The organism is Microcoleus anatoxicus, from assembly GCF_042465725.1.
Lineage (GTDB): Bacteria > Cyanobacteriota > Cyanobacteriia > Cyanobacteriales > Microcoleaceae > Microcoleus > Microcoleus anatoxicus.
This window is the reverse complement of record NZ_CP120853.1, coordinates 4,949,450-4,963,031: the sequence shown is the minus strand read 5'-3', so window position 1 is coordinate 4,963,031 and position 13,582 is coordinate 4,949,450. Positions and strand designations below refer to the sequence as shown.

At 45.3% G+C, this 13,582-nt stretch carries 10 protein-coding genes; 6 read left to right on the top strand and 4 right to left on the bottom strand.

Going from position 1 to position 13,582, the window contains the following annotated elements:
• Positions 1 to 190 precede the first annotated feature (190 nt).
• The 4 genes from P2A85_RS21505 to P2A85_RS21490 all read left to right on the top strand — a co-directional run bounded on the left by P2A85_RS21505 (position 191) and on the right by P2A85_RS21490 (position 4,117).
• Positions 191 to 1,741: an AAA-like domain-containing protein gene (locus P2A85_RS21505; protein WP_377475411.1), complete on the top strand. Its 1,551-nt coding sequence runs from the start codon at positions 191 to 193 to the stop codon at positions 1,739 to 1,741.
• Positions 1,742 to 1,755: 14 nt separating this feature from the next.
• Positions 1,756 to 1,983 (top strand): DUF433 domain-containing protein, encoded by a 228-nt coding sequence (locus tag P2A85_RS21500; RefSeq protein WP_377475410.1) that lies wholly within the window; start codon positions 1,756 to 1,758, stop codon positions 1,981 to 1,983.
• Between the two features lie 113 nt (positions 1,984 to 2,096).
• Complete coding sequence (locus tag P2A85_RS21495; RefSeq protein WP_377475409.1) at positions 2,097 to 2,891, top strand: hypothetical protein; 795 nt, start codon at positions 2,097 to 2,099, stop codon at positions 2,889 to 2,891.
• On the top strand, positions 2,891 to 4,117 hold the full coding sequence (locus tag P2A85_RS21490; RefSeq protein ID WP_377475408.1) for a DNA methyltransferase: 1,227 nt from the start codon (positions 2,891 to 2,893) through the stop codon (positions 4,115 to 4,117). The genes P2A85_RS21495 and P2A85_RS21490 overlap by 1 nt, the downstream gene beginning before the upstream one ends.
• An 80-nt stretch (positions 4,118 to 4,197) precedes the next feature.
• Here P2A85_RS21490 and P2A85_RS21485 read toward each other — a convergent pair whose 3' ends face one another.
• The 4 genes from P2A85_RS21485 to P2A85_RS21470 all read right to left on the bottom strand — a co-directional run bounded on the left by P2A85_RS21485 (position 4,198) and on the right by P2A85_RS21470 (position 11,183).
• Positions 4,198 to 6,048 (bottom strand): ShlB/FhaC/HecB family hemolysin secretion/activation protein, encoded by a 1,851-nt coding sequence (locus tag P2A85_RS21485; protein WP_377475407.1) that lies wholly within the window; start codon positions 6,046 to 6,048, stop codon positions 4,198 to 4,200.
• A 165-nt stretch (positions 6,049 to 6,213) separates the two neighbouring features.
• A complete protein-coding gene (locus tag P2A85_RS21480; protein WP_377475405.1) occupies positions 6,214 to 7,179 on the bottom strand; it encodes a protochlorophyllide reductase in 966 nt (321 codons plus the stop codon).
• Positions 7,180 to 7,327: 148 nt separating this feature from the next.
• The gene (locus P2A85_RS21475; protein ID WP_371115498.1) at positions 7,328 to 8,446 is read right to left on the bottom strand and encodes an alkene reductase; all 1,119 of its coding nucleotides are present in this window, start codon (positions 8,444 to 8,446) and stop codon (positions 7,328 to 7,330) included.
• Between the two features lie 136 nt (positions 8,447 to 8,582).
• Positions 8,583 to 11,183, bottom strand: coding sequence for a pseudouridine synthase (locus tag P2A85_RS21470; RefSeq protein ID WP_377475403.1), 2,601 nt, complete (start codon positions 11,181 to 11,183; stop codon positions 8,583 to 8,585).
• Positions 11,184 to 11,303: 120 nt separating this feature from the next.
• Between P2A85_RS21470 and P2A85_RS21465 the strand changes: the two genes are divergently transcribed.
• The gene (locus tag P2A85_RS21465; protein ID WP_377475402.1) at positions 11,304 to 12,998 is read left to right on the top strand and encodes a tetratricopeptide repeat protein; all 1,695 of its coding nucleotides are present in this window, start codon (positions 11,304 to 11,306) and stop codon (positions 12,996 to 12,998) included.
• Positions 12,992 to 13,474, top strand: coding sequence for a hypothetical protein (locus tag P2A85_RS21460; RefSeq protein WP_377475401.1), 483 nt, complete (start codon positions 12,992 to 12,994; stop codon positions 13,472 to 13,474). Before P2A85_RS21465 ends, P2A85_RS21460 begins: the two co-directional genes overlap by 7 nt.
• Positions 13,475 to 13,582: the final 108 nt, after the last annotated feature.

The following is a 13,582-nucleotide window of genomic DNA, read 5'->3' as shown; positions in this document are numbered from 1 at the left end:
AAATTTATCGAAGGTTTTGAATGTAACTCAGAGGAGCAACAGTCATGAGCTTGAATGAGTTACCCGGAGCGGAGCTAATTCTACCTGGACTCCACGATCTTCATCATGGTAAGATGAATACAGTTGGGTCATTGTTAATCGCCACAACAGTAAAGTAAACTGAGAGCAGCCCCTTTCCCCCAGTTGACCTATGCCACGCTGGTTCAATACCGCTGGCCCCTGCCGCGATGACATCCACTATCTGCTTCCAGCCACCCGTCGCCTTCCTAACATAGAACGACTCATTGCTCAGGAGAACTACTTCGTCATTCACGCACCGAGACAAATTGGCAAAACCACCGCTATGCTGGCACTAGCCAAACAACTCACCGAAAGCGGACAATACACCGCCGTGATGCTGTCGGTGGAAGTGGGTGCACCGTTCAGTCAGGACATCGCGGGTGCTGAAGAGGCCATTCTCGGTGCTTGGCGAGATAACATCTCTTTTCGCCTTCCGCCCGAATTGCAACCGCCTGAGTGGACAGCCCTGCAATCGGGACAGAAAATTCGGGCGGCTTTGCAAGCTTGGGCACAAGTTTCATCTCGTCCTTTGGTCATTTTGATCGACGAAATTGACGCATTGCAAGATCAAGCTTTGATTTCCATCCTGCGTCAACTGCGCGATGGTTATCCCAATCGCCCGAAAGCGTTTCCGCAATCGGTGGGTTTAATTGGTTTGCGCGATGTTCGCGATTACAAAGTGGCCGCAGGTGGTAGCGATCGCCTCAATACATCCAGTCCGTTTAATATTAAAGTGCGATCGATTACTCTCAGAAATTTTAATGCAAAAGAAGTCGCCGAACTCTACGCGCAACATACCCAGGATACCGGACAAGTTTTTACACCTTCAGCCATAGCGTTGGCTTTTGAATTAACACAAGGACAACCTTGGTTAGTGAATGCTTTAGCTAAAGAAATCGTCGAAGAATTAGTGATAGATGAATCTATAGAAATTACACCAGAACATATTTTAGAAGCCAAAGAAATTTTAATTAAACGGCAGGATACACATTTGGATAGTTTAGCTGAACGACTCAGAGAAAACCGAGTCAAAGCGATTATCGAGCCGATATTAGCGGGACGAGAATTGCCAGAATCTTCTAATGACGATCGTCAATATCTGGTAGATTTGGGCTTGCTCAAACGCGATCCGGCTGGGGGTTTAGTCATCGCCAATCCGATTTATCGAGAAGTGTTGCCGCGAGTTTTAGCGCAAGGCCCGCAAGATAGTTTACCGATTATCAGTCCGAGTTGGTTGAACGATCGCGGCGAACTGATGACCGAGGCACTCCTGCAAGCATTTCTCGCATTTTGGCTGCAACATGGCGAACCGTTACTCAAAAGTGCGTCTTACCCCGAAATTGCCCCGCATTTGGTGTTGATGGCGTTTCTGCATCGGGTGATTAATGGCGGGGGAACCTTGGAGAGAGAATATGCGATCGGGCGAGACAGGATGGATTTATGTTTCCGTTATGGTGATGTGACCCTAGGAATTGAACTGAAGGTTTGGCGGACTCGGAAAGTAGATCCGTTGAGTAAAGGGTTGGAACAGTTAGATGGGTATTTGGCTCGATTGGGACAAGATGAAGGGTGGTTGGTGATATTCGATCGTCGCGAGAATGCACCGGAGTTGGAAGAACGGTTGAATACTGAAATTCATACAACGAATATGGGGCGAATAATTACAGTGATTCGAGCGTGAAGAAGTTTTGATGAATGGGCGCGACCGCAGAGGAAACTGTTTATCGTTATCCATCTCTGAATCTAGCTGACGTTTATGCCACGATCGCCTTCTATCTCAAGCACGAATCGGAAGTAGAAGCGTACTTGCAACAGCGACGGCAGCAATCGCAAGAGATTCGTGCTATGAATCAAGCAAAATTCGACCTACAAGGCTTGCGCGATCGCCTGCTTGCCCGCAGAACAGTGCAAGAACCATGTTAAAATTTATTGCTGATGAAAACTTCGATAATACGATCGTTCTTGATGTATAGGGCAAAGTTAACGCCATACCACGCTATACTTTGCTGGTTAAAGTAAAAAATGTAAGATTTGCCGTGACCGATGAGAGCCTTTACCTCAAAAAATTTTTAGATCCTATAAAGGTATGCAGACGATATAAGCCCAAATTCGGTCTAGGTAATAGAGAAGAAGGGATAGATATGGGGCGGTTCTTGTCAATCTATGGAGCAGACCCATTCTATTCATGGATTGGTCTTGACTCAGATTTGATGTATGCAGCTCACAAGGCTGCTGGGGGGATGACTTCGGTTTACCGACAGATTGGAAAAGGCTGTGAAAATCTATTCAGGCAGATAATAATCGACCAGACACAGTACAAAGATCCAAAGTACGCTCTGTGGTCTTACACTACAAAGACTAAAAACGACAAGAATAAAACTTTGTCATTGGATGCACGGCTGGAACTGAGCGAAATTCGGAATATTGAAGTCAAAGCAAGAGTTATTCAGTGGATAGCAGACTATAGTATTTTTCTCAGTGTACCTGCACCCTTGAACGGAGCAGTGTTTGAAGTTCGACAAGGATATAAAAGTAAAGATAGCAAGAGACAGAATGCTGACATAGACAATATTGCCGTTGCTTGGGCAAACGGCTACCTTCCAGTTTTTGCAATTTTTTCTTCTCAGATTGATACAGATTTGGTGTTGCGCTACCGAAATAGTCGTGGAGGAATAATCATTGGCACGACATCAGGGAATAATCAAACTTCGCTATTTGCTTTTTCCAAAGAAGTTTTGGGATATGACTTATCAGATTTTTTCCATAGGAATTCTGAGGTAATCAAAAGCGAAGTTTACAGCACTTTAGAAATTCTACTGAGGGCAGAATAATGAGATCTACTGTCCAACAACGATCTGACTATACTTTTAAAGCTAATCGTAGTCTTGGAAGACATGGATGGCTTCGTCTTACACCAGCATATGGCGTGAAGCTGGTTGAAAAACTTTTGTCTTCGTCTAATACGGAAGCGATTATTCTCGATCCTTTTTCTGGTACAGCTACAACAGGGCTTGTTGCTGCTGAACTAGGGTACAAAGCTTATTCATTTGACATCAACCCATTTCTGATTTGGCTTGGAAATGCTAAATACCGAAATTATGCTGAAGACTGCCTACTGGATATTCGTGAAAAAGTATGGCAGGCTTTGAAGGAGTATAAGAGTCAATTAGAGCAAGATAACTGGATACCACAAATATTCAACATTGAGCGGTGGTGGTCTGGCTATACGCTCAATGTTCTTGCCGCCCTGCGAACCGCCTTAGTGGAGCAATTTGGAGAACCTGAAGAGAACGATGAATATAGTGTCGTTTGGATCGCCTTCTGTCGTTTGATAATCGAAATTTCATCGGCAGCTTTTAATCATATTTCTATGTCATTTAGTGAAACAATAATTCACCATGAGATTGAGTATATTGAAAAACTTTTTTTGGACATACTTGATTTTGTACTTAGATCTGCCGAGAAGAATATTATGGGTAATGCTAGAGTCCTGAAGGTAGATTCTCGGAATATAATCAGTGTCGGCAATATCAAGATAAATAAGGTTATAACTTCGCCGCCTTATCCAAATCGAGTTAGTTATATTCGTGAACTTCGTCCTTATATGTATTGGACAAAATTTATAAATGAAGCCAAAGAAGCAGGTGAACTAGATTGGTTAGCTGTTGGTGGAACTTGGGGAATTGCAACAAGTCGGCTCAATTCTTGGACGATACAAGAAGAAGATTTACCAGAAAGTATCTTCTCAACTGTAAAAAATATAAGGATGTCTGACGGAAAAAATTCAAATATTTTATCGATTTACGTCTTGAAATACTTTCATGATATGCACTTGCATTTGAGTTCAATCAGATCCATTTTAGAAGATGGAGCTGAACTCCATTATATTGTTGGTAATTCAACTTTTTTTGGTAATATGGTGGATACGGCAGCCTTATTTTCTGATTCCATGAGAATTCTTGGCTACTCCAAAATTCATTCTGAAATTGTCAGAAAACGGAACTGTAACAAGGCTTTGTATGAATACCGTGTTTCTGCAATCTGGTCCGCAGGCTAACCATTGCGTTGGAGCAGACGGTATCAAAGTTACCTGTGGGAAGCAACGATTTTTTGCGGCGGCTCAACGCAACCCACAATTTAGAAAGCAAAGTAATTAATCCGAAAGTAGATGCCTTTTTCCTGGAAAGTTCGTGAAGCGTAGCTATCCCGTAGGGAATCGCCCGTTAGCGAAGCCCTCGAAGAGGATCGCGCATTAATCAACGGAATACCATAATCTAGACGCGCATTAAACCGATCGCCCATTTGCCACAACAACCCCACACCAGCACCCAGAAGCTTGTCAGAGTCAGGATTAGCTTTTTCGCCAGAATGGTTCCAGCCTACTCCCAAATCGATAAATGGAGCCACCTGCAACAATCCTTTGACTTGTGGCACGCGCCACACCGGGATTCGTACCTCCGCACTGGCGATCGCACCGCTATCAGTCAACAGCAAATCTTGGCGATATCCTCGTACACTCTGCACGCCACCGATCCCGATTTGTTCGAGAGAAAGCAAAGAGCGATCGGCTAATTGAATGTCAGAACGTACAATCAGCAAGGTTTCTGGTGCTAGCAGCCGCACGTATTGGGCTTGTCCGCGCCACGCCAGAAAGCGACTGTCTGGCCCGCTATCATTGACAGTAGCGCCCAACAAATTAGTACCGATCGAGAATTGCGATCGCGCTGCAAACACTTGATTGGAACTACGTTGCACGTATTCTTGAAAAAAGCGGACAGCAGAAACACGGGTTTGGCCGCGATCGTTTGCACCCTGCGACAGCGGAAATCTTTCACCCTGCAAGAATGTATTGCTTTCTTGCCGCGATAATGTTACTCCCACAACCAAGTTGCGATCGGGCTTTTCGACAATCGGTTGGCGGTAAGTTAACTCGTAAGTGCGCGACTTTCCCTCAATCCCAGCAGTATCAAAGGGTTCCTCAATAATATTAGTGCTCGCAGCACCCACCGCCAACCGAATTGTGCCGTTGCGGGGATTGACTGGAACTGTATAACTGCCGTTGATTTCATTGCTACCGTCGGTGTTAGCGTAGGATACCTCCAAGCCGTCGCCCAAACCGAGCAAATTTGCTTGATTGATTCGCACTCCGCGCCGAAAACTGCCGACGCTTGGCGATCGATTGTTGTCTGCAAAGACTTCCCCACTAAAGCTGTCTGCTTCTTTGACTCGGACTTCTAAGCGACTTTTTTCCGGGCGGCTTCCGGCTTGCAATTCGGCGGAAATATTGGCAATTAAGGGGTCTAGTTGCAGCATTTGCAAGGCGGACAGCAGTCGATCGCGATTGAGTGGCCTCTCCGTAGCGATGGCTAGGCGCGATCGCACGTAACTTGACTTTAGCCGACGGTTGCCAGTAATTGCAATTTCTTCGACTCCGCCTTCGACAATCTGAATTTTAACCACTGCGCCATATCTGGGAAAGGTTTGGTTGGCGGGGATTACCGCACCGGAATTGAGATATCCGGCTGCTAAGTATTTTTGAGTTACTGCTGCTTCCACTGCGATCAGTTCGGCGAAGGTGATTTCCCTACCCACGAAGGGTTTAGTGAGTTCTGCCAGTTCGCGATCGCTAAAGGCTGTGTTTCCCTCAAATTCAAAGCGATCGACTCTAATTGTACCCGGTATATCTGGTCTCACTTCGCCCTCAACGGGTGTTGGGCTAGTAGGTTGGAGGGGAGATGGCGGTGGGGGTTGTGGTGGTTGAGGAGTTGGTAATTCGGGTTCTCTGGGTTGAATTGGGTTGGGGAGTTGGCTCAGTTGGGAAGGGCGATCGATTTCTGTGGGTAAGTTTTGGGGGTTGGGGATTTCTAAATTATCAATATTTGAGAGGGAATTTTCAACTTTACTCGCAGTTGCTTTGGCTGGCATTCCTAACAATAAAAATGCAGGAATGACTATAAATATAAGTAGTTTGTTGGAGCGGTAAGTCATATTATTTATATAATTGAATAATGAAATTAAACCGCGAAGGCGCGAAGAGCGCGAAGAAAGAAAGGAAGAAGATAGACTTTTTCTTTCCCCCATTGGGGCAGCAGGCGGGGTTCTTCCTTCGCGTCCTTAGCGTCTTCGCGGTTCATTTAATCTTACTTCATTTGACTACTGGGTCAATCCAACTAATTTAGCGCTCAAATCCCACATCCGATCGCCTTTTTCGTCATCCCTAGCCTGGGGAGAAACCTTCTGGACAAAAGATGCGCCATCTTTTTTCTGACGGTTCCCCCAACTCCAATACGCGCCGGATTGCTTATATTCCGGATCGGCAACTACCATTGCTAGTCTTTCCCCTGCTAACTCCTGGGAAACATAACCTCCGGTGATGTTTTTTTGGAACAAGGGGAAAAGTTTCTGAAACAAGGGGTAGTGATTGCGGAACAGGGGCGTATCAGCTACACATCCCGGATACAGCGACGTGAAGGTAATCCCAGTGGATTCGTGAAAGCGCCGGTGCAATTCCCGCATTGTCAGCACGTTGCAAACTTTGCTGTCTTTGTAAGCTTTGACTGGCTCAAATTTTTTGCCATCAACCATCGAAACTGGGTCTTTAAAACCGGCTTCAAAGCCCTCAAATTTGCCCAAATCCGGGCGCGGCGGAATCTTTCCACCCAACTCGTCTGGATTATGCGTCACGGTTCCTAAAATCACCATCCTCGCATCCGTATAGTAGGAAGGCTTCATATTCTCCATCATCAGGTTGCACAGGAGAAAATGACCGAGGTGATTGGTAGTCATCGTCAACTCAAATCCCTCTGGGCTACGCAGGGGTTCTTTAATTAAAGGCATATAGATGGCGGCGTTACACACCAAAGCGTCCAAAGACCGCCCACTGGCCTTAAATTCCCTCGCAAACCGTCGCACGCTATCTAAATCGCCTAAGTCGATTTGCATGATGGAGTAGCTACCCTGGGGTATTCCTAACTCTTGGGCTGCATCTCCGGCTTTTCGCACATCCCGACAGGCCATGACTACGTGCCATCCCTTTGCTGCAAGGGCTTTTGCGCCGTACAAACCGACACCGGAGGACGCACCGGTGATGATAACTGTTGACTTGTGATTTTGTGCCATTTTCTTAACAATGCTGCGATCGCGATTGATGATTTTTAGGCACTCAAAAATGAGAGCTTACAGCTCTCATTTTTTTAGTACCCTATGGTTTTAGGATATGGGGAAACGTTCTAGATCTCAACTGGCACTCATCCATCTGGTTCTGGGATTAGGAAGCCGCTTGAGATGCCTCATAGGTAGGAAAGTCCACATAACCTTCTGGACCAAAAGAATACCAGGTAGGCATTTCAGCAGGGGGATTGAGCGGCCAGCCATGAGTGAAACGCTCTACCAAGTCGGGATTGCTGATGAAATCTCGACCAAAGGCGATTAAGTCCGCCACTCCGCTACTAATGGCGGTTTCTGCCAGTTCTTGGGTATATCCGCAGTTACCAATCAGAGTACCTGCAAAGACCTCACGAAACTCTGCTAGTGTCATCGGCGTTCCCAATTCATGAAAGCCAAAAGCTAAGCCATCCATCAGGTGAAGATAAGCTAAGTTGTAGGTATTTAACTGCCCTGCAATGTACAGAAAACTTTGACGATAATCTGGAGAACCCATGTCATTGAAAACACCGTTGGGAGAAAGTCGCACTCCCACTCTATTTGCTGGAAATACTGTGATAATTGCCTCCACAATTTCCTTGAGAAAACGGTAGCGGTTTTCCACTCCACCGCCATAGGAATCATTTCGGTGATTGGTTTTGGTTTGCAGAAATGTGTCAATTAGATAGCCGTTAGCAGCGTGAATTTCTACACCGTCAAAACCTGCATCTTTTGCTCGTTCTGCTGCTTTGCGATAGTCTTCTACAACGATCGCAATTTCATCGGTTTCTAGAGCACGAGGAGTTTCGTAGGGTTGTTTTCCTACAGGGGTATGAAGCCCTTCTCCATTGATTTTGATCGCAGACGCTGCAACGGGCAATTGACCGTTTTCATGAAAACTGCTGTGGGAAGCTCGCCCGCAGTGCCAAAGCTGCATAAAAATCGGTGTTTCGTGAGTTTGCACCGCAGTTACAATCTGTTTCCAGGCTTCAAGCTGCTCGTCGGAATATATTCCGGGCGTATTTTCCCAGCCAATACCTTGAGTCGAAATCACTGTGGCTTCGGTAATGATTAAACCCGCCGCAGCCCGCTGAGCGTAATACTTTGCCATTAAGGCGTTGGGCATCCGCGCTTCACCGGCTCTGCCACGAGTCAAGGGTGCAAGAACTACTCGGTTTTTTAGGAGTAAATCTCCAAGTTTGAAGGAACTTAGCAGGGCTGGCGATGTGGTTTGGATGTTCATGGTTTTGCTAATTTGTCAACTGAAGAATTCTGGAAATTCGCGTTTGCTTCTTACCATAGCTTGAATCGAACCATTACAATGATAATGACATCACAAAATCGCAAACAATTCAGAGATTGCGTAATTTTGAGCCAAATCAAAATGGCATTTCTGCCTTTAGGTATAGCCTGTTTCCCAACTGCGGATGCTCAAAAGAAATTTCCCTAGCGTGTAAGTGTAATCGCATTCCATCGGCTTTGCATCCGTAAAGTCGATCGCCCAAAATCGGTATTCCCAATCCTCTCACATCCGCTGCATGAACTCTCAATTGATGAGTCCGTCCCGTGAGCGGCACAAATTCGATGCGCGAGCAATTTCCTTCTCTTCCAATCACCTGAAACTCTGTCACACTGGGTTTTCCACGTTCCCAATTAACTTCCTGAATCGGTCGATTGTCAGGATTCCCCCACAGTGGCAGGGCGATCGACCCAAATTTTATATCTATCCCGCCGGAAAGTATCGATTCATAAACTTTTTTAACTTGTTTTTTTTCAAATTGTAAACTAAGTTTTCTGTAAGTCTCTTGGTCCCGTGCTAATATCAAAATTCCCGATGTATCGAAATCTAAACGATGCACGGTATTCAAATTAAATCCATCGACTAGCAAGTTGCGGAAACGACTTAATACACTATCTTGATTTTCTAGGTAACGACCAGGAACTGATAGTAAATTGGCAGGTTTATTGATAATTATTAACCATTTATCCTCATAAATAATTGGTAGCATTTTTCTCGGTTCAGGAACAGGCAAGATGCCTATTCCACCATCAAAATTATTGTTTTTGGGGTGGGCTATAAGCCCTCCTTTCATCTCTTTCCCAGGGTGTTCTGATTCGTGAGAACTTAAGACAGAAAATAAATGTTGGTTTTTGTCGAGTCTAGATCCCCCTAAATCCCCCTTAATAAGGGGGACTTTGAGATTATTTGTTGTCCCCCCGTCAATCATGGGAACTTTGAGATTATTTGTTGTCCCCCCGTTATTAAGGGGGACTTTGAGATTATTTGTTGTCCCCCCGTTATTAAGGGGGACTTTGAGATTATTTGTTGTCCCCTCGTTATTAAGGGGAACTTTGAGATTATTTGTTGTCCCCCCGTCATTAAGGAGAACTTTGAGATTATTTGTTGTCCCCCCGTCATTAAGGAGAACTTTGAGATTATTTGTTGTCCCCCCGTCATTAAGGAGAACTTTGAGATTATTTGTTGTCCCCCCGTCATTAAGGAGAACTTTGAGATTATTTGTTGTCCCCCCGTCATTAAGGAGAACTTTGAGATTATTTGTTGTCCCCCCGTCATTAAGGAGAACTTTGAGATTATTTGTTGTCCCCCCGTCATTAAGGAGAACTTTGAGATTATTTGTTGTCCCCCCGTCATTAAGGAGAACTTTGAGATTATTTGTTGTCCCCCCGTCAATCATGGGGACTTTCAGAGTATTTCTTGTCCCCCCCTTCTTAAGGGGGGTTAGGGGGGATCTAGACTTCAATACAAACAAGCGAAACAGTCGGTTTGATGTTAAGTTGTCAGGGTGCATCTGTGTTTGGCAAATATATTCGTAGGGGCGAAGCATGACCGCTGTAAATCTCTGGCGCGAGCTAATAAATTGTCTGCGGTCATGCTTCGCCCTTACATAATCGGGATGCTCGCAGTTGTCACTGTCACCAACAGCATCTACCTCGCAGTTATTAACATTCTTAAAAACACTCCGATTTTGAGCTAATCCTGATAGCAAAAACCCCATCAATGGCTGACACCGATCGCCACAAGCACCATAAAACTCTCCCTGAACTTTGTCCCCCAAGGATGGCCCCCACCAAAACTCAGCCATTGCCAAGGGTTTCAGATTGTGTAAAGCCGCGTAGTGGAGCAATTTTGGCGCACAACAATCGCCGGTTCCAGTGGGGATCGAACCGCTGGGCATCAATTGCTGGAGCGATCGCGAATTTCCCAAAAAATTTACCAAAGTATAAGCCTCGTGCATCTGCATTTGCAGTTCGCGAGACAGTTTTTTACGCTGCTGTTTCAGTTCAGTTATCCGCCCATCGGCAGCTTCAATTAATTGTTTTAATGGCTGCAATTTATCATCCCGCTCCCGCTTAAGTTGCCTGCGTTCAATTCCTTCTAATCGACTTGCTTGATTAAGTTCTTCGAGAGCTATTTTTAGTGTTTCTCCTACCAAAGTTCTGCACAGTAAATCCCGTGTTAGAACTCGTTCCTGCTTGCAAATTTTGTGCCGATCGCCCAAAGCCTCTAATTCCAATTCCCACTCCCGCAATCGTCTGTCATATTCCTGCCGCTGCGGAAGCTGTTGTAGCCGCATCAGTTCCTGTTTCATCGACTCCAATTCAGTCAAGGTTCGGGCCTCTGTCAATGCCACTCGATCGCGTCCGGGAATGGGTGTTACCCAGCCGGGAACGTGGCTAGAACCATTCAAAAGCCCGGAAAATGCTTTGAGTACCCTTTTTTCCCCTCCGAGGGTTTCAACTAGCAAGACTCCATACATTTTGCCCTCGCGGGAATGACACTCGTCCTCCCCAAGGTGCTGCATCAAACCACGGGCGATCGCCTCACACTGAACTGTACGATGCAATCTCAGCAACTCACCGCTTTGAACGCAAAGACCTTGATAGCAATAATTGGAGCTAAAGGCGATCGAGTCCCAATTAGCATCGGTAAAATCTAAAACTGCGTGCACAAAAACCATACAAAATTTGATTGAAAATATGTTAAATTTATCTGACTATAGCAGCGAGTTAAGCACAGCATAAGTTAATATTAAGACCGCCCTGCTGGTTGTTCAACAAAATTTTTATGTACAAAGCCTATGTCAGACTTATCAACTTCTCCCCCTCCAACCTCTAATGACAAATTTTTAACCCCCCAAGGAACCTTACTGCCACCAATTTTCAGGATTTTTGCAGCATTTCCTGATTACGATCGGGGAAATAGATTGTACGCATCGGGAAGATATGAAGCAGCCGTGGATTGTTACGGAAAAGCATTGCAAATTAAGCCAGACTGGGTTAGGGCATGGCTGAATTTGGGTAAGGCTTACAAGCAATTGGAGCAATATCTCCAAACCGTAGCCTGTTGCGATCGAGCTATAGCTCTCAAACCAGAAGAATATTGGGCATGGATGCTACGCGGTACGGCACTGTTAAGCTTACAAAATTACTCCGAGGCGATCGCGGGTTTTGACAAAGCAATTGAAATTAATTCGGAAAAACACGAAGCTTGGTATCAGCGCGGCCGAGCTCTGGAAGAATTGCAACAGTGGGAAGTCGCAGCAAGTAGTTACAAAAGAGCCACACAAATTCATCCCAATTTGCCCGCCATGTGGTTTCGTCAAGGTAATGTACTGTTGCAAGCCCAACGGAACTCGGAGGCAGTGGCTGCTTACGAGCGCGCCCTCAAGCTCGTACCAACTCATTGGGAAGCTTGGTTGAACCGAGGCTTGGCTCTGATGAAAACGGAGCGTTATCCTGAAGCTGTCACTTCTTACGATCGCGCCCTAGAATTACAACCAGCAAATTGTCTGGCTTGGTTCAATCGAGGCATAGCATCGGCAAAACTTCACCGATACTCAGAAGCAGTTAGAGCTTACGATCGGGTAATTCAACTACAACCTAACGATTACGAAGCTTGGTTTTATAAGGGTATGGCCCTTAAACACCAGCAGCATGATGCCGCTATTGCTTGTTTCGATCGGGCTATTCAAATTAATCAGTTTTATCCAGAAGTCTGGATCGGCCGCGGTCAAACTCTGTCAGAATCAGCAGACTATGAAGGGGCGATCGCAGCTTTTGACAAAGCAATTCAAATCAATCCCAATTTCCCCGAAGCTTGGCTAGGTAGAGGCATCGCTTTAGCCGGATTGGAACGATATAAAGATGCAATCATCGCTTACAGTAATGCCCTGCAAATTCAAAGCAATTTTCTAGAAGCTTGGAACCTGCGAGGGGCAGCTCTCGAACAATTACAACAATACGAAGAGGCGATCGCCTGTTACGATAAAGTAATTTCTATGAGTTCCGAAGCACAAATTTCCTCAAAAGTTGGTTTACAACAAGGGGCAGCCCTAGAAAAATTAGAGCGCTATCAAGAAGCCATCGCCGCCTACAACCAAGTCATTCAAATCATGCCCGACAATTTTGAAGCTTGGTTAAAACGTGGCAAGGCTCTCGAAAATTTGCAGCAGTACGAACCAGCCCTGGTAGCCTACGATCGAGCAATTACCATCTGGCCTGACAACTATCAAGCCTGGATGCACCGCTCCATTGTAGTAGCAAAAATGGCACGCTATGCTGAAGCACTTATAGCTGCTGACAAGGTAATTCAACTCAAGCCAGATAACTGGGAAGCTTGGTCTCATCGAGGCGATGTATTGCAAAAATTGCACCGTAATCAAGATGCCATTAGTTCCTATGGAGTAGCCCTAGAAATTAAACCAGATTATTACGAAGCTCTCATGAGTCGAGAAGAATTGAGACTCAAGGACACAATGCCAGGAAAATGGTAATTAATCAGCCGACAATGACAAAAATATTAGATGAAATCCTTTCCCAAGAAATTGCCAGTATCATCAAAAGCCCACCTGAAAAATGCTTTGACAATGCTTATCGAGCAGCTTTAGTCATCGAAGGTGCAATCTATGTTCAAGGCTTTTTGGTGATACCTGCCATCTCCGAGCAACCTCTGGAATATGGCTGGCTGGAATTGGGCGATCGCATTATTGACCCAACCTTCCCGCACCTGGGCTTTACCGCTGAAAACCTTTACTATTTTCCCGCCCAAAGTCTCAGTATCAAAAAATTGACCGCAATTTTAGAAGAGTCAAAGGAAGATTACCCTCTCGACGATCCACTGCCAGTTTATGGAGATCTACCCTATGAATATTACGGGGATTTGATGTTAGGCGGTACCGACTATCAAACCGCTTATATGTTGGCTTTAGATAAATGCCGGGAGTTACAGAGTTTTCAAATTACCAATTAGCAATTAGCAATTACCAATTCTCGCTCTTACCTCATCTTTCACTCCAAAGGCTATATATACCTGTTGACAGGACTTGATAATTGCGATCGGACCATCAAGAAGTTAACT

Coding starts and splice junctions, on each gene's coding strand:
- P2A85_RS21505 (WP_377475411.1), top strand. CDS start 191: ATGCCACGCTGGTTCAATACCGCTGGCCCCTGCCGCGATGACATCCAC.
- P2A85_RS21500 (WP_377475410.1), top strand. CDS start 1,756: ATGGGCGCGACCGCAGAGGAAACTGTTTATCGTTATCCATCTCTGAAT.
- P2A85_RS21490 (WP_377475408.1), top strand. CDS start 2,891: ATGAGATCTACTGTCCAACAACGATCTGACTATACTTTTAAAGCTAAT.
- P2A85_RS21485 (WP_377475407.1), bottom strand. CDS start 6,048: ATGACTTACCGCTCCAACAAACTACTTATATTTATAGTCATTCCTGCA.
- P2A85_RS21480 (WP_377475405.1), bottom strand. CDS start 7,179: ATGGCACAAAATCACAAGTCAACAGTTATCATCACCGGTGCGTCCTCC.
- P2A85_RS21475 (WP_371115498.1), bottom strand. CDS start 8,446: ATGAACATCCAAACCACATCGCCAGCCCTGCTAAGTTCCTTCAAACTT.
- P2A85_RS21470 (WP_377475403.1), bottom strand. CDS start 11,183: ATGGTTTTTGTGCACGCAGTTTTAGATTTTACCGATGCTAATTGGGAC.
- P2A85_RS21465 (WP_377475402.1), top strand. CDS start 11,304: ATGTCAGACTTATCAACTTCTCCCCCTCCAACCTCTAATGACAAATTT.
- P2A85_RS21460 (WP_377475401.1), top strand. CDS start 12,992: ATGGTAATTAATCAGCCGACAATGACAAAAATATTAGATGAAATCCTT.